This window comes from Pseudomonas sp. TWI628 (assembly GCF_039673865.1).
In the GTDB taxonomy this organism is placed as follows: domain Bacteria; phylum Pseudomonadota; class Gammaproteobacteria; order Pseudomonadales; family Pseudomonadaceae; genus Aquipseudomonas.
This window is the reverse complement of the sequence record NZ_JBDJMM010000014.1, coordinates 134,642-159,101: the sequence shown is the minus strand read 5'-3', so window position 1 is coordinate 159,101 and position 24,460 is coordinate 134,642. Positions and strand designations below refer to the sequence as shown.

Sequence of the window (24,460 nt, the reverse complement as noted above, 5' to 3'; positions counted from 1 at the left end):
GTGGGGTTTTCCCCGCGACTCCGACATAAACCCCACCTTGGTTTGGGCGTTAAACCCCGCTCCCACAAGCTCCAGCGCCCGCCCAAACAAATTGGCAGGAGGTTCCCATGTCACTGAGCGTCTTCGACCTGTTCAAGATCGGCATCGGCCCCTCCAGCTCCCACACGGTCGGCCCGATGCGCGCCGCCACGCGCTTCGCCGAAGGGCTGCGCCGCGATGGCCTGCTGGCCAGCACCGTTTGCGTCAAGGCCGAGCTGTATGGCTCACTCGGCGCCACCGGCAAAGGCCACGGCAGTGACAAGGCGGTATTGCTCGGCCTGGAAGGCGAGCACCCGGATACCGTCGACACCGAGTCCATTCCCGCCCGCCTGCAGGCCATCCGCACCAGCGGCCAGCTCAGCCTGCTGGGTGAACAGACCATCGCCTTCGTTGAGAAGCAGCACCTGGCGATGATCCGCAAGCCACTGGCCTATCACCCCAACGGCATGATCTTTCGCGCCTTCGATGCCGCCGGGTTGCAAATCCGCAGCCGCGAGTACTACTCGGTGGGCGGCGGTTTCGTGGTCGACGAAGACGCTGCCGGCCAGGACCGCATCGTCGAGGACAGCAGCGTGCTGGCCTACCCGTTCAAGACCGCCAAGGAACTGCTCGGCCATTGCACCGCGCAGCACCTGTCGATCAGCCAGGTGATGCTGGCCAACGAGGCGGCCTGGCGCCCGGAGGCCGAGACCCGCGCCGGGCTGCTACGCATCTGGCAGGTCATGCAGGACTGCGTCGAGGCCGGCTACCGCCATGAGGGCATCCTGCCCGGCGGGCTCAAGGTCAAGCGCCGCGCGCCGGCGTTGTACCGGCAGCTCAGCCGCCACCCGGAAGCCAGCCTGCGCGATGCCCTGTCAGTCCTCGACTGGGTCAACCTCTACGCCTTGGCAGTCAACGAGGAAAACGCCTACGGCGGGCGTGTGGTCACCGCACCGACCAACGGCGCGGCGGGCATCGTCCCGGCAGTGCTGCACTACTACATGCGCTTCGTCCCTGGCGCCAACGAGGACGGCGTGGTGCGTTTTCTGCTCACCGCTGCCGCCATCGGCATCCTTTACAAGGAAAACGCCTCGATTTCCGGCGCCGAGGTCGGCTGCCAGGGCGAGGTCGGTGTGGCCTGTTCAATGGCCGCAGGCGCCCTGTGCGAAGTGATGGGCGGCACCCCACAGCAAGTGGAAAACGCCGCTGAAATCGGCATGGAACACAACCTCGGCCTGACCTGCGACCCCATCGGCGGCCTGGTTCAAGTGCCCTGTATCGAGCGCAACGCCATGGGTTCGGTGAAAGCCATCAATGCCGTGCGCATGGCCCTGCGTGGCGACGGGCAGCACTACGTGTCGCTCGACAAGGTTATCCGCACCATGCGCCAGACCGGCGCCGACATGAAAAGCAAATACAAGGAGACCGCCCGCGGCGGTCTGGCCGTCAACATCATCGAATGTTGAACCGACAAAAAAACCAAGGAGTCATCGATGTCCGAAACACTGCAAAAGACCCCGCTGCACGCCCTGCACCTGGAGCTGGGCGCGCGCATGGTGCCGTTCGCCGGCTTCGACATGCCGGTGCAGTACCCATTGGGCGTGCTCAAGGAACACCTGCATACCCGCGAGCAAGCCGGCCTGTTCGACGTCTCGCACATGGGCCAGATCGTCCTGCGTGGCGCCGATGCAGCCAAGGCCCTGGAATCGCTGGTACCGGTGGACATCATCGACCTGCCGGTGGGGATGCAGCGCTATGCCATGTTCACCAACGAGCAGGGCGGCATCCTCGACGACCTGATGGTCGCCAACCTCGGTGACGACACCCTGTTCCTGGTGGTCAATGCCGCCTGCAAGGATCAGGACCTGGCCCACCTGCAAGCGCACATCGGCAGCCGTTGCGACGTGCAGCCCTTGTTCGAGCAACGCGCCCTGCTCGCCCTGCAAGGCCCGGCGGCGGTCAAGGTGCTGGAGCGCCTGGCGCCGGAAGTGGCCGGCATGACCTTCATGCAGTTCCGCCCGGTGAGCCTGCTGGGTGAAGACTGCTTCGTCAGCCGTTCGGGCTACACCGGCGAAGACGGCTACGAGATCTCGGTGCCAGTCGGCGCTGCCGAAGCCCTGGCGCGTCGCCTGCTGGCCGAGCCTGAGGTGCAGCCTATCGGCCTGGGTGCCCGCGACTCGCTACGCCTGGAAGCCGGCCTGTGCCTGTATGGCCACGACATGGACACCACCACTACGCCGATCGAAGCCAGCCTGCTCTGGGCAATCTCCAAGGTCCGTCGCGCCGACGGTGGCCGTGCCGGTGGCTTCCCGGGTGCCGAGGCGGTATTTGCTCAGCAGCAACAAGGCGTAGCGCGCAAACGGGTGGGCCTGTTGCCACAAGAACGTACGCCCGTACGTGAAGGTGCGGATATTGTTGATGCGTTCGATAAAACTGTGGGCAAAGTCTGCAGCGGCGGTTTCGGCCCGACACTCGGCGCCCCTGTTGCGATGGGCTATGTCGATATCGAACACAGTGCAATCGACACCGCTCTGTTTGCCTTGGTACGCGGCAAGAAGGTTGCCTTGAAAGTCAGTAAAATGCCTTTCGTTGCACAGCGTTACTACCGGGGTTGAAAGCACGGCCTGAGGTTTGCGGGCAGGCTGCACATATTCGATTTCGAACCTGCCCAATAACTTTTGAACATGGCGCCAGGCCAGGCGCCACGCCGTTTCCGACAAATTTGTCGGTTATCGGCAAAACGCCAATTTTCTATACGACCAAGGGCTTGTTTTTTTCGCGGGAGTTGGCGTAGAGTCAACGCACTGTGTTTGCATGGGTCGCAACAGTTCGTGACCTGGGCCAGTAGCCGAGATTTGCTACAACCCGTTCGACGTCTCTTACTTTCCTGCAACCCAGCCCAGTACTCTTTCACTCATATATAACGTGAAAGAAACTGTCATCAAAATTTAAGCTTCATAGGAAATAAGACAATGGCTGAGCGTCAGAACGGTACCGTCAAGTGGTTCAATGACGAAAAAGGTTACGGTTTCATCACCCCAGAAAGCGGTCCGGATCTGTTCGTGCACTTCCGTGCCATCGAAGGTAACGGCTTCAAGAGCCTGAAAGAAGGCCAGAAGGTCACCTTCGAAGCAGTCCAAGGCCAGAAAGGCATGCAGGCTGACAAAGTCCAGCCTGTCTAAGCACAAGCCAGACTCCTAAAAAGCCCCTGCCATGTGCAGGGGCTTTTTTTTGCCCGTAGAATAGTGGCTTCGCCATTCGGAGCTGTTCTGCATGTCCAAGCCTCTGCTCTCCCCCCAGGGAGATTTCCCACCGGTCGGCCTCGGCCGACGCCTGGCGGCGATGTTCTACGACTTTTTGCTGTGCACGGCGCTGCTGATCGTCACCGCCGGTGCCTACAAGTTGATCCAGATGGCGATCATCGGCGAAACGCGCATGCGTGAACTGACCGAAGCCGGCGCGCTGGATGGCGACCCGCTGCTGTCCACCGTTCTACTGTTCGCCCTGTTCGGCTTCTTTGCCAAGTTCTGGACCCATGGCGGCCAGACCCTGGGCATGCAGGTGTGGGGCGTGCGCGTGCAGAACGCCGATGGCAGCGCCATCAGCCTGTGGCAGGCACTGTTGCGCTTCGTGGTGTCGATTGCTTCCTGGCTGTGCCTGGGGCTCGGGTTCTTCTGGTCGCTGATCGACAAGCGCAAACGCGGCTGGCACGACATCTATTCGGAAACCCAGCTGGTGCGGTTGCCGAAGCAGAAAAAGTAGGCACGAAAAAGCCGACCCTTGGGTCGGCTTTTTCAGCTGCTCAAGCCGTCAACCAGCCCGACGCAACAACCACACGCCAGCCAAGGCACAGATGCCCGCCGGGATCACCACCGCCAGCAGCGGCGGGAAGCCGAACACCTGGCTCGACGGGCCCAGCAGGTCCTGACCGATACGGAACGCGAAGCCCACCAGCACACCGGTGAACACGCGCTGGCCGAGGGTAACCGAACGCAGTGGGCCGAAGATGAAGGAAATCGCCATCAGCACCAGCGCTGCGGTCACCAGCGGCTGCATCACCTTGGTCCAGAACGCCAGCCAGTAACGGGCGTTGTTCAGGCCCTGGTCGGACAGGTAGTGGATGTAGTCCCACAGCCCGGTGATCGACAACGACTCAGGGGCCATGATCACGGTATTGAGCAGTTGCGGGGTCAGCGAAACGTCCCAGCGCTCGGTCGGCGTCTTCACCACTTCGGTGTGGTCGCCACGGAAGAAGGTGGTATTGATGTCGCTGAGCGTCCAGTGGTCGTCGTTGTACTGGGCACGCCGGGCAAAGCTCGAGGTCTGGATCTTGCGCTCGCTGTCGAAGGTGTAGCGGGTCACACCCAGCAGCAGGCCATTGGGCTGCACGGAGTTGATGTGCACGAACTCCTCGCCCTGACGGTGCCACATGCCATGCCTGGAGCTTTGCGCTTCACCACCACCCTGGGCCAGGGAACGGTCGGCCTGGGCCTTGTTCTCGGTCACCGGGGCAACGTATTCGCCAATCAGCACGCCGACCAGCATCAGCACCAGCATCGGCTTCATCACCGCCCAGACGATGCGCCCGATGGAAACACCAGCGGCGCGCATGATGGTCAGTTCACTGTTGCTGGCCAGGCTGCCCAGGCCGATCAGGCAGCCAATCAGCGCCGCCATCGGCAGCATTTCGTACAGGCGCCGAGGTGCTGTCAGCAGGACGAAATTACCCGCGTCCAGCAAGGTGTAGGTATCGCTCAGTTCGCCCATCTCGTCGATGAAGGCAAACAGCGAGGCCAGGCCGAGGATGATCCCCAGCACGGCAAGGATGGCCAGCAGCACGCTCATGCCGATGTAGCGGTCGAGCTTAGCCATGGGCCACCTCCGCACGACGGGCAGCCATTTTCAGGCGCAGCGGCTCCCAGTACATCAGGGCCAGGCCAATCAGCATGAACAGGCCGTGCACCCACCAGATGCCCAGGCCAATCGGCAATTTGCCCTTCTCCAGGGCGCCGCGTACGGAAATCAGCATTGTCAGGTAAGCCATGTACAGAAGAATTGCCGGCAGCAGCTTGAGGAAGCGGCCCTGGCGCGGGTTGACCCTGGACAGTGGCACTGCCATCAAGGTCACGATGAACACCAGGATCGGCAGCGACAGGCGCCATTGCAGCTCGGCACGCTCGCGCAGGTCGGTCTTGCCGAACAGCTCAAGGGTCGGGATCGCTTCGCGATCGGTCACGTCTTCGGCTACTTCAGGCTTGGGCAGCAAGACACCATAGGTGTCGTACTTGATGGCACGGTAATCGGCCTGGCCCGGGTTACCGTCGTAGCGGTAGCCGTTCTCCAGCACCAGGTAGCGATTGCCATCGGCCTGTATTTCCTGATGGCCTCGTTCGGCGACCAGTACCGAAGGCGCACGGTCCTTGGTCTTGTCCTGGTTGAAGCGCTTCTCGGAAATGAACACCCCGGCCAGCTTGACGCGGTCGTCCGACAGCTGCTCGGTGTAGGTGACCCGCGAACCATCGCGCAGGGTCTGGAAGCGGCCCGGCACCAGGGTGTCGAACTCGGTCATGGCGTCCTGTTGGGCGACGATCTTCTGCACCTGGGCAACGCCCAACGGTGACAGGCTCAGGCTCAGCCAGGCAACCAGCAGGGCGACCAGCGCCGCCGGCGCCATGGTCAGGCCCAGCAGACGCTGCTGGCTCATGCCGGTCGCCGAAAGCACGGTCATTTCGCTTTCCAGGTACAGCCGGCCGTAGGCCAGGAGAATGCCGAGGAACAGGCCCAGCGGCAGAATCAGCTGCAGGAAACCTGGCATGCGGAAGCCCATGATCAGGAACAGCACACCCGGGTCGAGGATGCCCTGGGCCGCCTGGGCCAGGTACTTGATGAAGCGCCCGCTCATGATGATCACCAGCAGCACGGCGCTGACGGCGCTCAAGGTCACCAGGACCTCGCGGGACAGATAACGAAAGACGATCAAACCAGACACTCCTGGGTTGTCAGGGGCGGACTGCCAAACATTGGCCTGTGACAGCCAGGACCAAAGCCGGTTCGCCTAGGGCGAACCTCCATGTAAAGTGCGCGCATTATCCTGTGATTGGCCGCGCCTGTCACTTGGCGGCGCATGAAGGCCAACATCGGGGTTGTCAGCACGCTTGCGGGAGGCTCAAACTGGCAGCTTTTCCACTGGCACGCGGCAACGCGGCCAGGCCCGTCCAGAGCGCGAAAACGCATAGCGCCAACTGCATAGATCATTCGGGGACCCTGACATGGAACTGGTTGTAAAAAGCGTAGCTGCTGCATCCGTAAAAACCGCCACTCTGGTCGTACCGGTCGGTGAAGGGCGCAAGCTCGGTACCGCTGCCAAGGCCGTCGACCAAGCCTGTGAAGGCGCCATCAGCGCAGTGCTCAAGCGTGGCGACCTTGCCGGCAAGCCTGGCCAGACCCTGTTGCTGCAGAACGTGCCGGGCCTGAAGGCCGAGCGCGTGCTGCTGGTCGGCAGCGGCAAGGACGAAGCCCTCGGTGACCGCGCATGGCGCAAACTGGTCGCCAGCGTGGCCGGCGTGCTCAAGGGCCTGAACGGCGGCGATGCCGTGCTGGCCCTGGACGACATCGCGGTCAGCAACCGTGACGCCCACTACGGCAAATACCGCCTGCTGGCCGAGACCCTGCTCGACGGCGAATATGTGTTCGACCGCTTCAAGAGCCAGAAGGCTGAACCGCGCGCCCTGAAGAAGGTCACCCTGCTGGCCGACAAGGCCGGCCTGGCCGAGGTCGAGCGCGCCGTCAAGCACGCCAGCGCCATCGCCACCGGCATGGCCTTCACCCGCGACCTGGGCAACCTGCCGCCTAACCTGTGCCACCCAAGCTACCTGGCCGAGCAGGCCAAGGAACTGGGCAAGGCCCACAAGGGCCTGAAGGTCGAAGTGCTGGACGAGAAGAAGATCAAGGACCTGGGCATGGGCGCGTTCTATGCCGTGGGCCAGGGCAGCGACCAGCCGCCACGCCTGATCGTGCTCAACTACCAGGGCGGCAAGAAGGCCGACAAGCCGTTCGTGCTGGTGGGCAAGGGCATCACCTTCGATACCGGCGGCATCAGCCTCAAGCCAGGCGCCGGCATGGATGAAATGAAATACGACATGTGCGGCGCCGCCAGCGTGTTCGGCACCCTGCGCGCCGTCCTCGAACTGCAACTGCCGATCAACCTGGTGTGCCTGCTGGCCTGCGCCGAGAACATGCCGAGCGGCGGCGCCACCCGTCCGGGCGACATCGTCACCACCATGAGTGGCCAGACCGTCGAAATCCTCAACACCGACGCCGAAGGCCGCCTGGTGCTGTGCGACACCCTGACCTACGCCGAGCGCTTCAAGCCGCAGGCAGTGATCGACATCGCCACCCTGACTGGCGCCTGCATCGTCGCCCTGGGCAGCCACACGTCGGGCCTGATGGGCAACAACGACGAGCTGGTCGGCCAACTGCTCGACGCCGGCAAACGTGCCGATGACCGTGCCTGGCAGTTGCCGCTGTTCGACGAGTACCAGGAGCAACTGGACAGCCCGTTCGCCGACATGGGCAACATCGGTGGGCCAAAGGCCGGCACCATCACCGCTGGCTGCTTCCTGTCGCGCTTCGCCAAGGCCTACAACTGGGCGCACATGGACATCGCCGGCACGGCCTGGATCAGTGGCGGCAAAGACAAGGGCGCTACCGGTCGCCCGGTCCCGCTGCTGACCCAGTACCTGCTCGACCGCGCCGGCGCCTGATGCCGTGAAGCTGGCGGCGCCCCTGGCGTCGCTGGCTGGCAGAGCACACCATGAGCAAAGTCGATTTCTATATCCTGCCCACCGACTCGCTGTCGGCGCGGCTGGATTTCGCCTGCAAGCTGTGCGAGAAGGCCTGGCGCCTTGGCCACCGGGTCTACCTGCATTGCCAGGACGCCGAACAGCGTGCCGAACTGGATCAACGCCTGTGGCGCTTCAAGGGCGAAACCTTTGTGCCGCACGACCTGGCCGAAGCCCACGCGGATGCCACGGTAGCCTTGGGCCTTGCCGACGATGCCGGCGAGCACCGTGACCTGCTGATCAACCTGGGTGCCGGTGTGCCGGGGTTCGTCGGCCAGTTCGAGCGGGTTGCCGAGATCGTTGTCGAGGAGCCCGGCATTCGCCAATCGGCTCGCGAGCGGTTCCGTTTCTACCGTGAACAGGGCTATGCTCTGCAAGACCACCGCTTACAGCGACTTTAACGACGATGGACAAGCCTTCCGCCCTACCCGATTCCGCTCATCTGCTGGACGATCTGGAGTCGATTCGCCAATTGCTCGGCGATGCCGACCTGCAGCCGCCCTTGCTGACCGAAACCGTCGAGCAGATTCCGTTGTTGCTCGATGTGCCCGCAGGTAACACGGCGCCTGCGCCTGAAGCCGAGCCTGTGGCCGCTGAGCCCGAGGATGATCCGCAGACCCGCCGCCAGGACACGCTGTTGCACCTGGAGAGCGAGTTGCGCGCTGCCGCGCAGATGATCATGCAGGACGTGATCAACGACTTTACCCCGCATATCGAGAACGAGATCAAGCGCCGCCTGGATGCTCGGATCGAGCGGTTGATCAAGCGTTCCGAGTAAACCTTGAGGGCGCTTTGCGCCCTTTTCGCGCCACCAGGCCGCTGCAACAGCAATTCGCGGTCTTCTGTCCGCCCCTGTCGCCTAAACCCCGTGCCTTCGTTATACTTTTCGGCTTTCCCGAATAAATGCACAGGGTCCCGCCGCGCATGGATAAGACCTACCAGCCGCACGCCATCGAAACTTCCTGGTACAACACCTGGGAGTCCGAAAACTATTTCGCTCCACAAGGTGCAGGTGAGTCCTACACCATCATGATCCCGCCACCGAACGTGACGGGCAGCCTGCACATGGGCCACGGCTTCAACAACGCGATCATGGACGCCTTGATCCGTTTCCGCCGCATGCAGGGCCGCGACACCCTGTGGCAGCCAGGTACCGACCACGCCGGTATCGCCACGCAGATGCTGGTCGAACGCCAGCTCGAAGCCAAGGGCCAGAACCGTCACGACCTGGGCCGTGAGAAGTTCCTGGAAAAAGTCTGGGAATGGAAGGATCAATCGGGTGGCAACATCAGCCGCCAGATCCGCCGCCTGGGTTCGTCGGTCGACTGGAGCCGCGAGCGCTTCACCATGGACGACGGCCTGTCCGAAGCCGTTAAAGAAGCCTTCGTGCGCCTGCACGAAGACGGCCTGATCTACCGCGGCAAGCGCCTGGTCAACTGGGACACCAAGCTGCACACGGCCATTTCCGACCTCGAAGTGGAAAACCACGACGAAAAAGGCCACCTGTGGAACCTGCGCTACCCGCTGGCCGACGGCGCCAAGACCGCTGAAGGCAAGGACTACCTGGTAGTCGCCACCACCCGTCCGGAAACCCTGCTGGGTGACGCCGCCGTTGCCGTCAACCCGACCGACGAGCGCTACCAGGCCCTGATCGGCAAGTTCGTCGAACTGCCGCTGGTCGGCCGCCGCATCCCGATCATCGCCGACGACTACTGCGACCCGGCGTTCGGCACCGGCTGCGTGAAGATCACCCCGGCCCACGACTTCAACGACTACGAAGTCGGCAAGCGCCACAACCTGCCGCTGCTGAACATCTTCGACAAGAACGCCCTGGTGCTGCCTGCCGCCCAAGCTTTCAACCTCGACGGCAGCGTCAACGAGCAGCTCGATACCAGCCTGCCTGCCCAGTACGCCGGCCTCGACCGCTTCGTCGCGCGCAAGCAGATCGTTGCCGACCTGGACGCCCAGGGCCTGCTGGTGAGCATCGACGATCACGCCCTGAAAGTGCCGAAAGGCGACCGTTCGGGCACCGTCATCGAGCCATGGCTGACCGACCAGTGGTACGTCTCGACCAAGCCGCTGGCAGAACCTGCCATCGAAGCCGTGGAAGATGGCCGCATCCAGTTCGTGCCCAAGCAGTACGAGAACATGTACTTCTCCTGGATGCGTGACATCCAGGACTGGTGCATCAGCCGCCAGCTGTGGTGGGGCCACCGCATCCCGGCCTGGTACGACGAGGCCGGCCAGGTCTATGTCGGCCGCAACGAGGAAGAAGTGCGCAGCAAGCACAACCTCGGTGCCGATGTGAAACTGCGCCAGGACGACGACGTGCTCGACACCTGGTTCAGCTCGGGCCTGTGGACCTTCTCCACCCTGGGCTGGCCGGAGCAGACCGAGTTCCTCAAGAAGTTCCACAGCACCGACGTGCTGGTGACCGGCTTCGACATCATCTTCTTCTGGGTTGCGCGCATGATCATGCTGACCATGCACCTGATCAAGAACGAAGACGGCACCCCGCAGGTACCGTTCAAGACCGTGTACGTGCACGGCCTGGTACGCGATGGCCAAGGCCAGAAAATGTCCAAGTCCAAGGGTAACGTGCTCGACCCGCTGGACATCGTCGACGGCATCACCCTCGATGCCCTGCTGGAAAAACGCACCAGCGGCATGATGCAGCCCAAGCTTGCCGAGAAGATCGCCAAGCAGACCAAGGCCGAGTTCCCGGAAGGTATCGCCAGCTACGGCACCGACGCCTTGCGCTTCACCTTCTGCTCGCTGGCTTCCACCGGCCGCGACATCAAGTTCGACATGGGCCGCGTCGAAGGCTACCGCAACTTCTGCAACAAGATCTGGAACGCCGCCCGCTACGTGCTGGACAAGGGCGAGGACTGCGGCCAGAACGGCGAAGCCTACGAGCTGTCGCTGGCTGACCGCTGGATCATCTCGCAGCTGCAGCGCACCGAAGCCGAAGTGACCCGCCAGCTCGAGCAGTTCCGCTTCGACCTGGCCAGCCAGGCGCTGTACGAGTTCATCTGGAACCAGTATTGCGACTGGTACCTGGAGCTGTCCAAGCCGGTACTGTGGGACGAGAACGCCCCGGTCGAGCGCGCCCGTGGCACCCGTCGCACCCTGGTGCGCGTGCTGGAAGTGGCACTGCGCCTGGCGCATCCGTTCATGCCGTTCATCACCGAAGAAATCTGGCAGCGCATCGCGCCGCTGGCCGGCATCGAAGGCAAGACCATCATGCTGCAGCCATGGCCGGTGGCCAATGAAAGCCGCATCGATGCCGCCGCCGAAGGTGATATCGAGTGGCTCAAGGAGCTGATGGTCGGCCTGCGCAACATCCGCGCCGAGATGAACATCGGCCCAGGCAAGCCACTGCCGCTGTTCCTGAAGAACGCCAACGCCGACGACCAGCGTCGCCTGCAGGAAAACGAAGCCCTGCTGAAGAAGCTGGCCAAGGTCGAATCGTTCACCGTGCTCGGCGATGCCGACGAAGCACCGCTGTCGGCCACCGCACTGGTTGGCGACCTGCAGGTGCTGGTGCCGATGGCTGGCCTGATCGACAAGGACGCCGAGCTGGCTCGCCTGAGCAAGGAAATCCAGCGCCTGCAAGGTGAAGTCCAGCGCGTGGGCGGCAAGCTGTCCAACGCCGCCTTCGTCGACAAGGCACCGCCTGCGGTGATCGAGAAGGAGCGCGCCAAGCTGGCCGAGTCCGAGCAGGCCCTGGCCAACTTCACCGAGCAGCATGCGCGGATTGCAGCGCTGTAATCTAAAGCGCAGCTAAGGCCCATCGCCGGCAAGCCGGCTCCTACAGGTACGGTACCGTCCTGTGGGAGCCGACTTGCCGGCGAAGCTTTTTCAGGACCCTACCATGACCGACAAACCCACCCTGCACCCGCGCAACCGCCACCAGGGCCGCTACGACTTCCCCAGCCTGATCAAGGCCCACCCTGATCTGGCCCGCTTCACCATCACCAACCCCCACGGCAAACCCAGCATCGACTTCGCCAACCCTGAAGCCGTGCGGGTGTTCAACCGTGCCCTGCTCAAGGCCCAATACGGTATCCAGCACTGGGACATCCCTGCCGATTACCTGTGCCCGCCAATCCCCGGCCGCGCCGATTACATCCATGTGGCCGCCGACCTGCTAGCCGAGGACAACGCTGGCGAGGTGCCCAGAGGGGCCCAGGTTCGTGCGCTGGATATCGGCGTAGGCGCCAACTGCATCTACCCGCTGCTCGGCCATAGCGATTACCGTTGGCGCTTCCTGGGCTCGGACATCGACCCGGTGGCGCTGGCCTCGGCCAAGGCCATCGTCCAGGCCAACGGTTTGAGCAAGGGCATCAGCCTGCGCCAGCAAGCCAACCGCAAGCACATCCTCAGCGGCTTGCTGCAAGACAATGAGCGCTTCGACCTGACCCTGTGCAACCCGCCCTTCCATGCCTCACGCGAAGAGGCCACCCGTGGCAGCCAGCGCAAGTGGAAGAACCTCGGCAAGCAAGACCCCAAGCGCAAGCTGCCGGTGCTCAACTTCGGCGGGCAGAACAACGAACTGTGGTGCGAGGGCGGCGAGATCCGCTTCGTCACCCAGCTGGTCGACGAAAGCGCGCAGTACGCACAGCAGGTGCTGTGGTTCACCAGCCTGGTGTCCAAGGCCAGCAACCTGCCTGGCATCGAGGCGGCGTTGAAGAAGGCCGGCGCCAAGGCCGTGCGCATCGCCGAGATGGGCCAGGGCCAGAAGCAGAGCCGCATGGTCGCCTGGAGCTTCCACGACGACAGCGCACGCCAGGCCTGGCACGCCCGGCGCAAATCGCAGGCATGAAAAAACCGCGCCCGGGCAAGCCGGGCGCGGTTTCGTCAATGCGTCAACAGATTACTTGTTGACGGCGTCGGTCAGGCCTTTGGCCGGAACGAACTTGACGACTTTCTTGGCAGCGATTTCGATGGCAGCGCCAGTCGAAGGGTTACGGCCGGTACGGGCAGGACGCTCGGAGACTTTCAGCTTGCCGATGCCTGGCAGGGTGATTTCAGCACCGTTTTCCAGTTGGTCGGCAACGATCTGGCCCAGCTGCTCCAGCGCGTTACGAGCGGTGGTTTTTGGCGCGTCGATGGCTTCAGCGATATCGGCAATCAGTTGGTCTTTGGTCAATGCCATGGTGGTGTTCCTTCCCTATCTAATTCAGTGGTTATGCAGCGTTCTACGACGTTATCGGGCCAGCCCCTGAGTTCTGGAGGGCCGCGCCAATCGCGCATGTAGATGCGCAAATCGGCGTTTGGTTCGACACGGTATGAGCACGCTGCCAGCAATGCGCCACACAAGGTGCGCAAGACGGCGCAAAGCTAACACAGGAATGGATAAATATCCGCTACCCGCTTCGATTTAGTGCAGGTTTTTCGGGGGTTTTAGCCGAAAGCCCACAATTTTGAACAAAAAACGAACAACCGGCATTTCTGCCAACATCCGGCCACTGCAGCGCCTGTTGTCTGGGGTAAACTGGACGACTTTTGCAGCGCGGCCTATGGCCGCCCCAGACTCACCGAGAATTCCATGCCAATCCGTCATTGCATCGTTCACCTGATCGACAAGAAGCCCGATGGCAGCCCCGCCGTGCTCCATGCACGGGATACCGAGCTGGGCGCATCGGACGCCATCGAAAACCTGCTGGCCGACCTCAACGACAGCTACAACGCCAAGCAAGGCAAGGCCTGGGGCTTCTTCCACGGCGAGTCCGGTGCCTACCCGCTGAGCGGCTGGTTGAAACAGTACCTGGAAGACGAAAAAGACTTCGCCGCGTTCAGCCGGGTAGCGGTCGAACACCTGCAAAAGCTGATGGAAGAGTCCAACCTCTCCACCGGCGGCCACATCCTGTTTGCCCACTACCAGCAAGGCATGACCGACTACCTGGCCATCGCCCTGCTGCACCACAGCGAAGGCGTGGCGGTGAACGCCGAGCTGGACGTGACACCGTCGCGCCACCTCGACCTTGGCCAGCTGCACCTGGCGGCGCGTATCAACCTGTCCGAGTGGAAGAACAACCAGAACTCCAAGCAGTACATCTCGTTCATCAAGGGCAAGAACGGCAAGAAGGTGTCGGACTACTTCCGTGACTTCATCGGCTGCCAGGAAGGCGTCGACGGCCCGGGCGAGACGCGCACGTTGCTCAAGGCCTTCAGCGACTTCGTCGAAAGCGAAGACCTGCCTGAGGAAGCCGCCCGCGAGAAGACCCAGACCCTGGTCGAGTACGCCACCACCCAGACCAAGCTGGGTGAGCCGGTGACCCTGGAAGAGCTGTCGAGCCTGATCGACGAGGAGCGCCCGAAGGCGTTCTACGACCACATCCGCAACAAGGACTACGGCCTGTCGCCGGAAATCCCCGCCGACAAACGCACCCTCAACCAGTTCCGCCGCTTCACCGGGCGTGCCGAAGGTTTGTCGATCAGCTTCGAAGCGCACCTGCTGGGTGACAAGGTGGAGTATGACGAGGCCGCCGGCACCCTGATCATCAAAGGCCTGCCGACCACCCTGGTGGATCAGCTCAAGCGCCGCAAGGACTGATCAGACGGCCACATAGGAGGCGACCAGCGCCTCCTTGGCCGACTTGCGCAACTTCTTCACCAGGCGCTCCTGGCGCAGCGCCTCGCCCTTGTCCGGCCACTGCTCGACATAGACCAGCGCCTGCGCCGGGCTGGTCTTGAAATAGCGGGCCCCCTGGCCTTTCTGATGGGCAGCAAAACGCCGCTGCGGGTCATCACTGATACCGCAGTACAGCGAGCCATTGGCAGCCCGCACCAGGTACACGTACCACGGTTTGCACAGCGCGGTTTCGGCGATTTCGTTGACGATGTTCATGGCCGACAGCTTAACCGCTCAGCTCGCCTGCTGGAACGCGCGCAGCCCTTTGAAAGCCTGCTGGCGCACCTTGTTCTGCAGCATCGGCGACCAACCCAGCAACAGCCCGGGTGCTCCCAGCGCCTGACGCGACCAGCGCCACAGGTCGAAGCTGTCGTCATGCTGGCAGATCAGCCCATCGCGAATGACGAAGCGCGCCTGGATGTCGTTGACCACGGTGCGGCCGGTCTGGCTGAACAGGTAGGTTGCCACCCAGTGCGCGCAGCCGCTGCGCGGGTCGGCACGGACCTGGTCGAAGGTCAGCGAGAAATCCTTGGCGCGGGTGGTGAGCATGCGCCACATGTCACCTGCGTCACGGCCGCGCAGGGTGCCGAACACCGGGTCGCTGAAGACGATGTCGTCGCTGTAGCAGGCCACCATGGCCTCGGCGTCCAGGCGCTGGAAGGCCTGGTAGAAGCGCGTGATCAGGTCGCGGTTGGCGTCAGTCATGGAAGCAGATCCGTCCTGGGTGTGGGAAGCTGCACGATAATCTCCCCCATCGGCATATGCCAGTGCCTGCCTCAGGATCAGAGTTTTTCACTGCTCACCTGCACATGCAAAGCCCGCCCAGCACCAAGCCCGAAGACAATCGCCCCGACACCCAGCACCGCGAAAATCCAGCCCACCGCCGCCCAGCCGCCGGTCAGGTCATGCACCAGGCCAACCGCAAACGGGCCCATGGACGCCAGGGTATAACCCACCCCCTGCGCCATGCTCGACAGGTTCGCCGCCACATGGGCATCCTTCGAACGCAGCACGATCAAGGTCAACGCCAGGGCAAAAGTACCGCCCTGCCCCAGCCCCAGCAGCACTGCCCAGCCCCACAGCCCGTCGATGGGGGCATACAGGCAACCGAACAGCCCCGCCAAGGTCACCAGCATCACGATCACGATGGCCAGCCGCTGGTCCTTGCCGCGGGTCGCCAGCCAAGGCGCGCTCAGCGAGCTGATCAACTGCACGATGACCGAGCCAGACAGCACCAGGCCGGCTTCGGTCGGGCTCAGGCCACGGCCAATGAGGATCGACGGCAACCAGCCAAAGACGATGTACGCCAGCGAAGATTGCAGCCCCATGTACAGCGTTACCTGCCACGCCAGCGGGTCACGCCACAGCCCGCGCACCCGGTAGGCAACCTTGTGCAGGCCGTGGCCCTGGCGCGCTTGCGGTGACCAGACAAGCATGGCCAGGAGCGCCGGTAGCATCCAGAAGCCCAGGCCAAGGGCCCAGTTGCCATCGAAGTGCTGAGTCAGCGGCACGGTAGCCCCTGCCGCCATGGCCGCCCCCAGGCACAGGGCCATGGTGTAGACCCCGGTCAGGGTGCCCGCATGCTGCGGGAAGTCGCGCTTGACGATACCGGGCAACAGCACACCGATGATGCCGATGCTGGCCCCGGCCATGACGCTGCCGATGAACACGCCGACAGCCCCCAGGGCGCTGCGCACCACGATCCCTAGCGCCAGGGTGAGCAGGATGCCCAGGATCACCCGCTCGCTGCCGAAGCGCCGCGCCAGCACGGGCGCCAGTGGTGCGAACAGCCCCAGGCAGAGTACCGGCAAGGTGGTCAGCAGGCCGGCCTCGGAGGCATTCAGGCCCAGCCCGGCAGAAACCTGCCCGAGCACCGGCGCCATGCTCGACAACGCCGGGCGCAGGTTCAATGCCACCAGCACCAGGCCCAGCAGCAACAGCCAGGGCCGCTGCATGGCCGGCGGCTGTTGTTGCACCTGGGCATCGTCGGCCTCGGCGTCGATCAGCAGTTCTTCCAGTTCTCGCTCGCGGGCAGGCGCGTCTCGGGTCAATGGTTCAGCCATGGCCTTCTCGTCTTCAGGATTCGATGAGGGTCCGGCTTAAGGCCTTGGCCCGCTCCGGATCGCGTTGTTCGATGGCGTGGAGAATCTGCCCGTGCAGGTCGAAGGTCGCCTGGCTGCGTGGCACGGTCGCCATGTTGTGTTGCAGCGCTGCGGCCACCACGCCGGAAAAATAACGATACAGCTCACTCAATGCCGGGTTGTGCGCGGCGTCGATCAGGCGTTGGTGAAATACCAGATCACAGCTGACATAGGCATCGACATCGCCGTGAAAATGCTCGGCACTGCCCGTCAATGCTGCGCGCAGGCCTTGCAGGTCCTCGTCGGTACGGCGCAACGCCGCTAGGCCAATCGCCTCGGATTCGAGGATGTGGCGTGTTTCGCGGGCCTGCTCCAGGGTGCAGCGTGACATGGCCTGTACGGCCTGCAGCGGGTCCTGGCAGGTGCGCAGGTAACTGCCGTCACCCTGGCGGATTTCCACCAGGCCACTGAATGCCAGCACGCGCATGGCTTCACGCACGGTATTGCGGCTGATGCCCAGCTCCAGCGCCAGTTCCGGCTCGGTCGGCAGGCGCTGCCCGACATGCCAGTCGCCTTGCAGGATGCGCTCACGCATGCGTTCGACCGCCAGTTCGACCAGGGAGCGCTTGGTCAATTCGCTGCTCATTTCACTCAACCAATCATCCGATGAATTCGCAAAGCTTAATGGAACGCCTTCCTTACTTCAATTCAACTGGCATTTCTACCAGTTGTCAGCCGAGCGCCTTGTTGCAACGCTTGGCACGATTTCCTCAAGGCGCGTTCCATGTCCCTGTTCAAAGTATTGCGGTTGACTGCCCTGATAACCGCCGGCCTGCTGCTCGCCCTGCTCTTCAAAGGGTGCGACGCCAGACAACCGCCAATGCAACCCAAGACGCTCATCATCGGAATGGACGGTGTGCAATTGCAGCACTATGAACAACTGGGCGGCGAGACCAACCTGCAGAAGCGCCTGTTCTACGGCAAAGCCTACGCCGGCGGTATCAGCGGCCGTGCCAGCGAACAGTCGACCATCAGTGGCCCCGGCTGGATGACCTTGCTCACCGGCGTATGGGCCAACAAGCATGGGGTCATTTCCAATGCCGAATCGTTGCGGGTCGACCCTGGGTTCCCCAGCCTGTTCAAACGGCTGCGTGATGCCCTGCCAAACGCCTACCTCTCCAGTGTCGTCAACTGGTCGCCGATCAATACGGCCTACCTGCTGGAGGACGCGCAAGGCAACAATGTGCGCGAAAGCGGCCTGAGCGATGAGCAGGTCACCGCCCGGACCCTGGACATCCTCGATAACACGCCTGCCGACCTCACCTTCATCCAGCTCGACGAACCCGACGAAGCCGGCCACGCCAGTGGCTTCGGCCCGGCCTACCAGTTCGCCCTGCGTGAAGCCGATGACAAGCTGGGGCGCCTGCTGGACAAAGTCGAGGAGCGTGCCTACAAGCACCCGCAGGAGGACTGGCTGGTAATCGTCTGCACCGACCACGGACGTGATTACCAGGGCTCAGGCCATGGTGGCGTGACCGAGCAGGAGAAGACGGTCTTCATTGCCAGCAACAAGCCGCTGAACGAAGAGTTGAACCAGCCGAGCATTCCAGAGGACAACCCGGGGCCCAACAACTTGTATGGCTACGCGGCGCAGACATCGGTGGCCCCAACCGTGCTCAGGCACATGGGGCTCGACCTGCTGCCAGAATGGAAGCTCGATGGCACGCCACTGCTGGGCGCTACCGGCGTACGCAAGGCACGGGCCATTGAAGGCGAGGCCAAGTTGCTGTGGAACAGCGACGCACAAGGCACCGTGACCATTCACAGAAATGGCCAGGTAGTCGCGAGTGTACAGGCCTACCTGCAGCAATGGACTGACCCGGAAGGCATGCGCCAGGCCAACGATTACGTGCTTGTGCTGGACGACACACCGGTCGCGGTGCGCACCCGACCGCTCAACAAGGCATTCGTCATCGAAGACAGCAGCAACTGATGTGCGGGGCATAGCCTGCAGGAGCGAGCTCACTCGCCCCTGCAGTTCGCCGCGATCAGTTCAGCGCGTCGACCAACGCCTGGTTCATCTCTGGCGTGCCGATGGTAATACGCAGGAATTGAGCGATTCGCTCCTGCTTGAAGTGGCGCACGATCACCCCTTGCTCACGCAGGCGCGCCGCCAGTTGCGCGGCATCCTGCTGCGGGTGGCGGGCGAAGATGAAGTTGGCCGCCGAGGGCAGCACTTCGAAGCCCTTTGCCACCAACTGCTCGACCAGCGTTTCACGGCTGTCGATCACCTTGCGACAGGTTTCCTCGAAGTAGGCCTGGTCTTCGAACGCCGCCGCTGCACCGACGATGGCCATGCGGTCGAGCGGATAGGAGTTGAAGCTGTTCTTGATCCGTTCCAGGGCCTCGATCAGGTCCGGATGGCCGACGGCCAGCCCGACTCGCAGCCCGGCCAGCGAACGCGACTTGGACAGGGTCTGGGTCACCAGCAGGTTGTCGTAGCGCTCCACCAGGCTGATGGCGGTTTCGCCGCCAAAGTCGATGTAGGCTTCATCCACCACCACCACCGAGTCGCGGTTGGCTTGCAGCAGCTGCTCGATTGCTTGCAGCGGCAGCAGGCAGCCGGTTGGCGCGTTGGGGTTAGGGAAGATGATGCCGGCGTTGGGCTTGGCGTAGTCGGCGATGCGGATCTGGAACTGCTCATCCAGCGCCACCTGCTCGAACGGTATACCGTACAGGCCGCAGTAGACCGGATAGAAGCTGTAGCTGACATCCGGGAACAGCAGCGGCCCGCGATCGTGCTGGAACAGGCCGTGGAAGATGTGCGCCAGCACCTCGTCCGAACCGTTGCCGACAAATACCTGGGCCGTGGTGACGCCGTAATACTCGGCCACTGCCTGCTTGAGCCGGTCACTGTTCGGGTCCGGATACAGGCGCAGGTTGTCGTTCAGTTCGCCGCGCATGGCTTCCAGCGCCTTGGGCGACGGGCCATAAGGGTTCTCGTTGGTGTTCAGTTTGACCAGGCGGGCCAGCTTTGGCTGCTCGCCCGGCACGTAAGGCACCAGCGCCTTGACGAAGGGGCTCCAGAATCGACTCATGCTCAGTTCCCCTTGTCTTGGGTCAGGATACGGTATTCAGCACTGCGGGCGTGGGCCGTCAGCGATTCGCCACGGGCCAGGACCGAAGCGGTGTGACCAAGCTCGGATGCGCCCTGTTCGGAGCAGAAGATGATCGACGAGCGCTTCTGGAAGTCGTACACCCCCAGCGGCGACGAGAAGCGCGCGGTGCCGGAAGTCGGCAGCACGTGGTTGGGGCCGGCGCAGTAATCGCCCAGTGCTTCGCTGGTGTGGCGGCCCATGAAGATCGCGCCAGCGTGGCGGATCTGCGGCAGCCAGGCCTGCGGGTCGGCGACCGACAGTTCCAGGTGCTCGGGGGCGATGCGGTTGGCGACTTCAATGGCCTGCTGCATGTCGCGCACCTGGATCAGCGCACCACGGCCGTTGATCGACTTCTCGATGATTTCGGCACGCTCCATGGTCGGCAGCAGCTTGTCGATGCTGGCGGCGACGCGGTCGAGGAACGCAGCATCCGGGCTGACCAGGATGGCCTGGGCATCTTCGTCGTGCTCGGCCTGGGAGAACAGATCCATGGCGATCCAGTCCGGGTCGGTCTGGCCGTCGCACACCACGAGGATTTCCGACGGGCCGGCGATCATGTCGATACCGACCTGGCCGAACACGTGGCGCTTGGCGGTAGCCACATAGATGTTGCCCGGGCCAACGATCTTGTCTACCTGCGGCACGCTTTCAGTGCCATAGGCCAGGGCGGCAACGGCCTGGGCGCCACCGACGGTGAACACCCGGTCGACACCGGCGATGCAGGCCGCGGCCAGCACCAGCTCGTTGACTTCGCCACGCGGGGTCGGTACCACCATCACCACTTCGGTGACGCCGGCGACCTTGGCCGGAATCGCATTCATCAGCACCGACGACGGGTACGACGCCTTGCCGCCCGGCACGTACAGGCCGGCACGGTCCAGCGGGGTGACCTTCTGGCCGAGCACGGTGCCGTCGGCTTCGGTGTACTGCCAGGAGTCCTGCTTCTGCCGCTCGTGGTACAGGCGCACGCGGTTGGCGGCTTTCTCCAGGGCTTCACGCTGGGCGTCGGTGATGCGGGTCAGGGCCAGCTCCAGGCGCTCGCGGCCGAGGATCAGCTCATCGATGCTTTTGGCGTCAACACCGTCGAAGCGCTGGGTGAATTCCACCAGCGCGGCGTCACCGCGCTCGCGCACGGCCTTGATGATGTCGAGCACGCGCTGGTTGACCGCGTCATCGGACACACTTTCCCAGCTCAGCAGATGATCCAGATGTCGGGCGAAATCCGGATCAGCAGCGTTGAGACGGGCAATTGCAGTGGACACGGTCATGGCGAGGGCCTCGATTATTAGCGAATGCTCAGGCGCCCTAGGCTACCAGTCCATCCGCGCGGGCACCCGAGAAAAATGGCTATGACGCGGATAGACGGGCGCGACAGCAAAGGCCGCGCGCAGATGTCAGCCGCGGTGTCGCGATTCGACCGCTTTGCGCAGCGTGTCGATCAGGCTCTGGATGCGGGCATGCTGCATCTTCATGGAGGCTTTGTTGACGACCAGGCGCGAGCTGATCGTGGCAATCAGGTCCTGGGGCTCCAGGCCATTGGCGCGCAGGGTGTTGCCGGTGTCGACCACGTCGATGATCTTGTCGGCGAGGTTGATCAGCGGCGCCAGCTCCATCGAGCCGTACAGCTTGATGATGTCGACCTGGCGGCCTTGTTCGGCGTAGTAACGCTTGGCCACGTTGACGAACTTGGTGGCGACGCGCAGGCGGCCCTTGGGCTCGGGTGCGCCGACCACGCCGGCGGTCATCAGCTTGCACTTGGCAATCTGCAGGTCCAGTGGCTCGTACAGGCCCTGGCCGCCGTACTCCATCAGCACGTCCTTGCCAGCCACACCAAGGTCGGCGGCACCATGCTCGACATAGGTCGGCACGTCGGTGGCACGCACGATCAGCAGGCGCACGTCGTCCTGCGTGGTGGGGATGATCAGCTTGCGGCTCTTGTCCGGATTCTCGGTCGGCACGATACCGGCCTCGGCCAGCAACGGCAGGGTATCGTCGAGAATACGGCCTTTGGAAAGCGCGATGGTCAACATTGGAACGTCGGTCCTTAAGCGGCTACTGCCGGCCGGGCTGCTACAGCCCGACCGCATTCAATTCGAATGGCACGTCCGTGTGCCAGCGGGCAACTAGCCCGGTACGCGGCGGATTTTCGCGCCGAGCATCTGCAGTTTTTCTTCGATGCACTCGTAACCACGGTCGATGTGGTAGATGCGGTCGATCAGGGTATCGCCTTCGGCGACCAGCGCCGACAACACCAGGCTGGCAGATGCACGCAGGTCGGTGGCCATCACCGGAGCACCCTTGAGTGCCGGCACGCCGGTGACGATCGCGGTATTGCCTTCAACCTGGATCTGCGCGCCCATGCGGTGCATTTCGTACACGTGCATGAAGCGGTTTTCGAAGATCGTCTCGATGACCGCGCCAGTGCCTTCGGCGATGGCGTTCAGCGAGATGAACTGCGCCTGCATGTCGGTCGGGAACGCCGGGTACGGGGCAGTGCGCAGGTTGACGGCTTTTGGCCGCTTGCCGTGCATGTCCAGCTCGATCCAGTCTTCACCGGTGGTCAGGTCGGCGCCCGCTTCCTTGAGCTTCTCCAGCACGGCTTCGAGGATGGTCGGGTCAGTGTCCTTGACCTTGACGCGACCGCCGGTCACGGCAGCGGCGACCAGGTAGGTGCCCGTCTCGATACGGTCAGGCATGACACGGTAGTGGGCCGAAGCCAGGCGCTCGACACCATCGATGGTGATGGTGTCGGTACCAGCGCCCTGGACCTTGCCGCCCATGGCGTTGATGAAGTTGGCCAGGTCGACCACTTCAGGCTCGCGCGCGGCGTTCTGCAGCACGCTGCGGCCTTTGGCCAGGGCAGCGGCCATCATGATGTTCTCGGTACCGGTCACGCTGACGGTGTCGAAGAAGAAGTGCGCGCCGCGCAGGCCGCCTTCAGGCGCCTTGGCCTTGATGTAGCCGCCTTCGACTTCGATCTTCGCCCCCATGGCCTCAAGGCCACGGATGTGCAGGTCGACCGGGCGCGAACCGATGGCGCAGCCACCTGGCAGTGCCACTTCGGCTTCACCGAAGCGCGCGACCATGGGGCCGAGCACCAGGATCGAGGCGCGCATGGTCTTGACCAGCTCGTAAGGGGCTACCAGGGTCTTGATGGTGCGCGGGTCGATTTCCACCGCCAGCTTTTCGTCGATCACAGGCTCGATGCCCATGCGCCCGAACAGCTCGATCATGGTGGTGATGTCGTGCAGGTGCGGCAGGTTGCCCACGGTGACCGGGCCATCGGCCAGCAGGGTCGCCGCCAGGATCGGCAGGGCCGCGTTCTTCGCGCCGGAAATACGGATCTCGCCATCAAGACGAGCGCCGCCAGTAATAATCAGTTTGTCCATTGGTGTCTCGCCGCCAAGTTGGCTCAGGTGCGCTCAGCCCAGGCTGCGCTGCTGAAAAATTTCATGGTTACCGCATGGATGCTGCCATTGGCGATCCACGGATTCAGGTGAGCATAGATCGCCTGCTGACGTTTGACCGGGCTCAGGCCAGCCAACTCGTCGCTGATCACGTTCAACTGGAAGTTGCAGCCTTCGCCTTCAACTTCGACCCGGGATCCCGGCAATTTCTCTTCAAGGAAGCTCTTAACTTCTACGGCCTGCATGCTCAACCTCAATCGGCGCCCGATGCGCACGGGTCGGCCATCATACAAAAAAGCCCCTCGCCTGCGAAGCCCAACGAAAGGGCGCGCGACCGAGGGGCCTCTCATCACTGCCAAGCCATCAGCTTGCCAGCACCTCATCGAGGTCATAGACCCCGGCGATTTCCCGCATGTCGTCAGGCATGCCGCGTACCTCGACGGCCTTGCCGGCGGCCTGGGCGTCACGGATGAACGCCAGCAGCAGCGACAGACCAACACTGGTGGAACGCGCTACAGCCGAGCAGTCCAGCACCAGACGCGATTCACGGCAGGCGCCGATCAGTGCCTTGCCCTGCTTGCGCAGGGCCGGCCCGCTGCGGTAATCCAGTTCGCCGGCCAGGCACAACAGGCCCGGCTCGGCCATGGTCACAGCGGCCTCACTCATTTGACGGTCTTCTCTGGCGAGTTGTCGGCAGCTTCCTTGGCCTTGGCCACTTCGCCGGCCCAGCCGTCGATGGTCTTGTCCAGGTCGTTGCCATTGCGCTGCATGGCATCGGCGAACTGGTCGCGGAACAGCTTGCCAACGTTGATGCCGTTGACGATGACGTTACGCACCTTCCACTCGCCACCGAGGTTTTCCAGGGTGTACTGCACCGGGTACACGGCACCGTTGTTGCCGGTGACCTTCATGCCGACGCTGGCGCGCTTGCCGTCATCGGCCTTGGCCGGATCGACGGTGATGCCCTGGTTGTTGTACTCCAGCAGCGCATTGCCATAGAACTGGAACAGGCTGCGCTTGAAGTTGTCCTGGAAGCGTTGCATCTGCGCAGGGGTGGCCTTGCGCGAGTACTTGACGGTCATGACGCTTTTCGAGATGCCGTCAGCGTCGACCACCGGGCCGAGGATGCGGTTGAGCGCATCGTAGAAGGCGTTGGGGTTGGCCTTGTACTGCTCCTTGTTGGCCTTCAGGTCGCTGAGCAGCTCGGTAGTGGTGCTTTGAACCACCTCGTGCGGCGACTGCGCGGCAAGGGCCATCAGGGGGAAGGCCGCCAGCAGCACCAGCAAGCCACGTCGCAGGATCGAAATCATGGAAACTC

25 protein-coding genes are annotated in these 24,460 nt (G+C 63.2%); 11 read left to right on the top strand and 14 right to left on the bottom strand.

Annotation, left to right across the window (positions count from 1 at the left end):
- Positions 1-107: 107 nt before the first annotated feature.
- The 4 genes from ABE528_RS13210 (at position 108) to ABE528_RS13195 (ending at position 3,780) form a co-directional block, all read left to right on the top strand.
- A complete protein-coding gene (locus ABE528_RS13210) occupies positions 108-1,484 on the top strand; it encodes an L-serine ammonia-lyase (RefSeq protein WP_346653198.1) in 1,377 nt (458 codons plus the stop codon).
- A 27-nt stretch (positions 1,485-1,511) separates the two neighbouring features.
- Positions 1,512-2,633 (top strand): glycine cleavage system aminomethyltransferase GcvT, encoded by a 1,122-nt coding sequence (gcvT, locus tag ABE528_RS13205; protein ID WP_346653197.1) that lies wholly within the window; start codon positions 1,512-1,514, stop codon positions 2,631-2,633.
- 357 nt (positions 2,634-2,990) lie between these two features.
- Positions 2,991-3,200 (top strand): cold-shock protein, encoded by a 210-nt coding sequence (locus ABE528_RS13200; RefSeq protein WP_016392187.1) that lies wholly within the window; start codon positions 2,991-2,993, stop codon positions 3,198-3,200.
- Between the two features lie 91 nt (positions 3,201-3,291).
- Positions 3,292-3,780 (top strand): RDD family protein, encoded by a 489-nt coding sequence (locus ABE528_RS13195; RefSeq protein ID WP_346653196.1) that lies wholly within the window; start codon positions 3,292-3,294, stop codon positions 3,778-3,780.
- Positions 3,781-3,828: 48 nt separating this feature from the next.
- Here the strand turns inward: ABE528_RS13195 and lptG are convergent, their stop codons facing one another.
- Positions 3,829-4,890: an LPS export ABC transporter permease LptG gene (gene lptG / locus ABE528_RS13190; RefSeq protein ID WP_346653195.1), complete on the bottom strand. Its 1,062-nt coding sequence runs from the start codon at positions 4,888-4,890 to the stop codon at positions 3,829-3,831.
- Complete coding sequence (gene lptF / locus ABE528_RS13185; protein ID WP_152956762.1) at positions 4,883-5,998, bottom strand: LPS export ABC transporter permease LptF; 1,116 nt, start codon at positions 5,996-5,998, stop codon at positions 4,883-4,885. The genes lptG and lptF overlap by 8 nt, the downstream gene beginning before the upstream one ends.
- A 289-nt stretch (positions 5,999-6,287) precedes the next feature.
- On the opposite strand from lptF, the gene ABE528_RS13180 reads away from it, so the two are divergent.
- The 5 genes from ABE528_RS13180 (at position 6,288) to rlmF (ending at position 12,684) form a co-directional block, all read left to right on the top strand.
- Positions 6,288-7,781 (top strand): leucyl aminopeptidase, encoded by a 1,494-nt coding sequence (locus tag ABE528_RS13180; RefSeq protein ID WP_152956761.1) that lies wholly within the window; start codon positions 6,288-6,290, stop codon positions 7,779-7,781.
- 50 nt (positions 7,782-7,831) lie between these two features.
- Positions 7,832-8,260: a DNA polymerase III subunit chi gene (locus ABE528_RS13175; protein ID WP_152956760.1), complete on the top strand. Its 429-nt coding sequence runs from the start codon at positions 7,832-7,834 to the stop codon at positions 8,258-8,260.
- A gap of 5 nt (positions 8,261-8,265) precedes the next feature.
- The gene (locus ABE528_RS13170) at positions 8,266-8,637 is read left to right on the top strand and encodes a DNA polymerase III subunit chi (protein WP_152956759.1); all 372 of its coding nucleotides are present in this window, start codon (positions 8,266-8,268) and stop codon (positions 8,635-8,637) included.
- 146 nt (positions 8,638-8,783) lie between these two features.
- Positions 8,784-11,630 carry a valine--tRNA ligase gene (locus ABE528_RS13165; protein WP_346653194.1) on the top strand — a complete coding sequence of 949 codons (2,847 nt, stop codon included), beginning with the start codon at positions 8,784-8,786 and terminating at the stop codon, positions 11,628-11,630.
- Positions 11,631-11,733: 103 nt separating this feature from the next.
- Complete coding sequence (rlmF, locus tag ABE528_RS13160) at positions 11,734-12,684, top strand: 23S rRNA (adenine(1618)-N(6))-methyltransferase RlmF (protein ID WP_346653193.1); 951 nt, start codon at positions 11,734-11,736, stop codon at positions 12,682-12,684.
- Between the two features lie 51 nt (positions 12,685-12,735).
- Here the strand turns inward: rlmF and ABE528_RS13155 are convergent, their stop codons facing one another.
- On the bottom strand, positions 12,736-13,017 hold the full coding sequence (locus ABE528_RS13155) for an HU family DNA-binding protein (protein ID WP_027920195.1): 282 nt from the start codon (positions 13,015-13,017) through the stop codon (positions 12,736-12,738).
- Positions 13,018-13,410: 393 nt separating this feature from the next.
- On the opposite strand from ABE528_RS13155, the gene yejK reads away from it, so the two are divergent.
- Complete coding sequence (gene yejK / locus ABE528_RS13150; protein ID WP_152956756.1) at positions 13,411-14,418, top strand: nucleoid-associated protein YejK; 1,008 nt, start codon at positions 13,411-13,413, stop codon at positions 14,416-14,418.
- Here yejK and ABE528_RS13145 read toward each other — a convergent pair whose 3' ends face one another.
- From ABE528_RS13145 to ABE528_RS13130, 4 genes are all read right to left on the bottom strand, one after another.
- On the bottom strand, positions 14,419-14,712 hold the full coding sequence (locus ABE528_RS13145; RefSeq protein WP_152956755.1) for a GIY-YIG nuclease family protein: 294 nt from the start codon (positions 14,710-14,712) through the stop codon (positions 14,419-14,421).
- 18 nt (positions 14,713-14,730) lie between these two features.
- Entirely contained in the window at positions 14,731-15,201 is a 471-nt protein-coding gene (locus ABE528_RS13140) for a nuclear transport factor 2 family protein (RefSeq protein ID WP_152956754.1), read from the bottom strand.
- A 77-nt stretch (positions 15,202-15,278) separates the two neighbouring features.
- Positions 15,279-16,559 (bottom strand): CynX/NimT family MFS transporter, encoded by a 1,281-nt coding sequence (locus ABE528_RS13135; RefSeq protein WP_346653192.1) that lies wholly within the window; start codon positions 16,557-16,559, stop codon positions 15,279-15,281.
- Positions 16,560-16,572: 13 nt separating this feature from the next.
- On the bottom strand, positions 16,573-17,223 hold the full coding sequence (locus ABE528_RS13130) for a FadR/GntR family transcriptional regulator (protein WP_346653191.1): 651 nt from the start codon (positions 17,221-17,223) through the stop codon (positions 16,573-16,575).
- 156 nt (positions 17,224-17,379) lie between these two features.
- Here ABE528_RS13130 and ABE528_RS13125 point away from each other — a divergent pair, with 156 nt between their 5' ends.
- Positions 17,380-18,570, top strand: a complete 1,191-nt coding sequence (locus tag ABE528_RS13125) for an alkaline phosphatase family protein (protein ID WP_346653201.1) — start codon at positions 17,380-17,382, stop codon at positions 18,568-18,570.
- A 55-nt stretch (positions 18,571-18,625) separates the two neighbouring features.
- Here the strand turns inward: ABE528_RS13125 and hisC are convergent, their stop codons facing one another.
- From hisC to ABE528_RS13090, 7 genes are all read right to left on the bottom strand, one after another.
- Positions 18,626-19,675, bottom strand: coding sequence for a histidinol-phosphate transaminase (gene hisC, locus ABE528_RS13120; protein WP_152956751.1), 1,050 nt, complete (start codon positions 19,673-19,675; stop codon positions 18,626-18,628).
- 2 nt (positions 19,676-19,677) lie between these two features.
- Positions 19,678-21,003 (bottom strand): histidinol dehydrogenase, encoded by a 1,326-nt coding sequence (gene hisD / locus ABE528_RS13115; protein WP_152956750.1) that lies wholly within the window; start codon positions 21,001-21,003, stop codon positions 19,678-19,680.
- Positions 21,004-21,129: 126 nt separating this feature from the next.
- Positions 21,130-21,765 carry an ATP phosphoribosyltransferase gene (hisG, locus tag ABE528_RS13110; protein WP_103445556.1) on the bottom strand — a complete coding sequence of 212 codons (636 nt, stop codon included), beginning with the start codon at positions 21,763-21,765 and terminating at the stop codon, positions 21,130-21,132.
- Between the two features lie 93 nt (positions 21,766-21,858).
- Positions 21,859-23,124 carry a UDP-N-acetylglucosamine 1-carboxyvinyltransferase gene (gene murA, locus ABE528_RS13105; protein ID WP_054885959.1) on the bottom strand — a complete coding sequence of 422 codons (1,266 nt, stop codon included), beginning with the start codon at positions 23,122-23,124 and terminating at the stop codon, positions 21,859-21,861.
- Between the two features lie 23 nt (positions 23,125-23,147).
- On the bottom strand, positions 23,148-23,387 hold the full coding sequence (locus tag ABE528_RS13100; RefSeq protein ID WP_003255121.1) for a BolA family protein: 240 nt from the start codon (positions 23,385-23,387) through the stop codon (positions 23,148-23,150).
- A 118-nt stretch (positions 23,388-23,505) separates the two neighbouring features.
- Positions 23,506-23,808 (bottom strand): STAS domain-containing protein, encoded by a 303-nt coding sequence (locus ABE528_RS13095; protein ID WP_152956749.1) that lies wholly within the window; start codon positions 23,806-23,808, stop codon positions 23,506-23,508.
- Positions 23,805-24,452, bottom strand: coding sequence for an ABC transporter substrate-binding protein (locus ABE528_RS13090; RefSeq protein WP_152956748.1), 648 nt, complete (start codon positions 24,450-24,452; stop codon positions 23,805-23,807). Before ABE528_RS13090 ends, ABE528_RS13095 begins: the two co-directional genes overlap by 4 nt.
- Between the last annotated feature and the right edge of the window lie 8 nt (positions 24,453-24,460).

Coding starts and splice junctions, on each gene's coding strand:
- ABE528_RS13210 (WP_346653198.1), top strand. CDS start 108: ATGTCACTGAGCGTCTTCGACCTGTTCAAGATCGGCATCGGCCCCTCC.
- gcvT (WP_346653197.1), top strand. CDS start 1,512: ATGTCCGAAACACTGCAAAAGACCCCGCTGCACGCCCTGCACCTGGAG.
- ABE528_RS13200 (WP_016392187.1), top strand. CDS start 2,991: ATGGCTGAGCGTCAGAACGGTACCGTCAAGTGGTTCAATGACGAAAAA.
- ABE528_RS13195 (WP_346653196.1), top strand. CDS start 3,292: ATGTCCAAGCCTCTGCTCTCCCCCCAGGGAGATTTCCCACCGGTCGGC.
- lptG (WP_346653195.1), bottom strand. CDS start 4,890: ATGGCTAAGCTCGACCGCTACATCGGCATGAGCGTGCTGCTGGCCATC.
- ABE528_RS13180 (WP_152956761.1), top strand. CDS start 6,288: ATGGAACTGGTTGTAAAAAGCGTAGCTGCTGCATCCGTAAAAACCGCC.
- ABE528_RS13175 (WP_152956760.1), top strand. CDS start 7,832: ATGAGCAAAGTCGATTTCTATATCCTGCCCACCGACTCGCTGTCGGCG.
- ABE528_RS13170 (WP_152956759.1), top strand. CDS start 8,266: ATGGACAAGCCTTCCGCCCTACCCGATTCCGCTCATCTGCTGGACGAT.
- ABE528_RS13165 (WP_346653194.1), top strand. CDS start 8,784: ATGGATAAGACCTACCAGCCGCACGCCATCGAAACTTCCTGGTACAAC.
- rlmF (WP_346653193.1), top strand. CDS start 11,734: ATGACCGACAAACCCACCCTGCACCCGCGCAACCGCCACCAGGGCCGC.
- ABE528_RS13155 (WP_027920195.1), bottom strand. CDS start 13,017: ATGGCATTGACCAAAGACCAACTGATTGCCGATATCGCTGAAGCCATC.
- yejK (WP_152956756.1), top strand. CDS start 13,411: ATGCCAATCCGTCATTGCATCGTTCACCTGATCGACAAGAAGCCCGAT.
- ABE528_RS13145 (WP_152956755.1), bottom strand. CDS start 14,712: ATGAACATCGTCAACGAAATCGCCGAAACCGCGCTGTGCAAACCGTGG.
- ABE528_RS13140 (WP_152956754.1), bottom strand. CDS start 15,201: ATGACTGACGCCAACCGCGACCTGATCACGCGCTTCTACCAGGCCTTC.
- ABE528_RS13135 (WP_346653192.1), bottom strand. CDS start 16,559: ATGGCTGAACCATTGACCCGAGACGCGCCTGCCCGCGAGCGAGAACTG.
- ABE528_RS13130 (WP_346653191.1), bottom strand. CDS start 17,223: ATGAGCAGCGAATTGACCAAGCGCTCCCTGGTCGAACTGGCGGTCGAA.
- hisC (WP_152956751.1), bottom strand. CDS start 19,675: ATGAGTCGATTCTGGAGCCCCTTCGTCAAGGCGCTGGTGCCTTACGTG.
- hisD (WP_152956750.1), bottom strand. CDS start 21,003: ATGACCGTGTCCACTGCAATTGCCCGTCTCAACGCTGCTGATCCGGAT.
- hisG (WP_103445556.1), bottom strand. CDS start 21,765: ATGTTGACCATCGCGCTTTCCAAAGGCCGTATTCTCGACGATACCCTG.
- murA (WP_054885959.1), bottom strand. CDS start 23,124: ATGGACAAACTGATTATTACTGGCGGCGCTCGTCTTGATGGCGAGATC.
- ABE528_RS13100 (WP_003255121.1), bottom strand. CDS start 23,387: ATGCAGGCCGTAGAAGTTAAGAGCTTCCTTGAAGAGAAATTGCCGGGA.
- ABE528_RS13095 (WP_152956749.1), bottom strand. CDS start 23,808: ATGAGTGAGGCCGCTGTGACCATGGCCGAGCCGGGCCTGTTGTGCCTG.
- ABE528_RS13090 (WP_152956748.1), bottom strand. CDS start 24,452: ATGATTTCGATCCTGCGACGTGGCTTGCTGGTGCTGCTGGCGGCCTTC.